Consider the following 1,209-nt stretch of genomic DNA (forward strand, 5'->3'; position numbering starts at 1 on the left):
ATGGCAAAGGCAAAGTTTGAACGGAACAAACCGCACGTCAACATCGGCACGATCGGCCACGTTGACCACGGCAAGACGACGCTGACGGCGGCGATCACCAAGTATTTCGGCGAATTCCGCGCCTATGACCAGATCGACGGCGCGCCCGAAGAGAAGGCCCGCGGGATCACGATCTCGACCGCGCATGTGGAATACGAATCCGAGACGCGCCACTATGCGCACGTGGATTGCCCGGGCCACGCCGACTACGTCAAGAACATGATCACCGGTGCCGCCCAGATGGACGGCGCGATCCTGGTCGTGAACGCCGCCGACGGCCCGATGCCGCAGACGCGCGAGCACATCCTGCTGGGTCGCCAGGTGGGCATCCCCTACATGGTCGTCTACCTGAACAAGGTCGACCAGGTGGATGACGAGGAGCTGCTGGAACTGGTCGAGATGGAAGTGCGCGAGCTGCTGTCCTCCTACGACTATCCGGGCGACGACATCCCGATCATCAAGGGTTCGGCGCTGGCAGCCATGGAAGGCCGCGACAACGCCATCGGCGAGGATTCGATCCGCGCGCTGATCGCCGCCGTCGACGAGTACATCCCGACGCCCGAGCGTGCGATCGACCAGCCGTTCCTGCTGCCGATCGAGGACGTGTTCTCGATCTCGGGCCGCGGCACCGTGGTCACCGGCCGCATCGAGCGTGGCGCGGTGAACGTGGGCGACGAACTGGAGATCGTGGGCATCCGCGACACCAAGAAGACCACCTGCACGGGCGTGGAAATGTTCCGCAAGCTGCTGGATCGTGGTGAGGCCGGCGACAACGTGGGCGTGCTGCTGCGCGGCATCGACCGCGAGGGCGTCGAGCGTGGCCAGGTTCTGGTCAAGCCCAAGTCGGTCAACCCGCACACGACCTTCGAGGCCGAGGCCTACATCCTGACGAAGGAAGAGGGCGGCCGCCACACGCCGTTCTTCGCGAACTACCGCCCGCAGTTCTACTTCCGCACGACGGACGTGACCGGCACCGTCAAGCTGCCCGAGGGCACCGAGATGGTCATGCCCGGCGACAACCTGAAGTTCGAGGTCGAGCTGATCGCGCCGATCGCCATGGAAGAGAAGCTGCGCTTCGCCATCCGCGAAGGCGGCCGCACCGTCGGCGCAGGCGTCGTGTCCAAGATCATCAAGTGATCTGACCCAAAGACAGACGGAAAGGGCCGCCCC

General features: G+C 64.7%; 1 protein-coding gene. It reads left to right on the forward strand.

Annotated elements, in window-relative coordinates; genetic code table 11:
* A partial coding sequence (tuf, locus tag FA740_RS19505) for an elongation factor Tu (RefSeq protein ID WP_136858435.1) occupies positions 1–1,176 on the forward strand: 1,176 nt, incomplete at its 5' end.
* Positions 1,177–1,209 lie beyond the last annotated feature (33 nt).

The sequence above is a fragment of the Paracoccus hibiscisoli genome (assembly GCF_005048265.1).
Taxonomy (GTDB): Bacteria; Pseudomonadota; Alphaproteobacteria; order Rhodobacterales; family Rhodobacteraceae; genus Paracoccus; species Paracoccus hibiscisoli.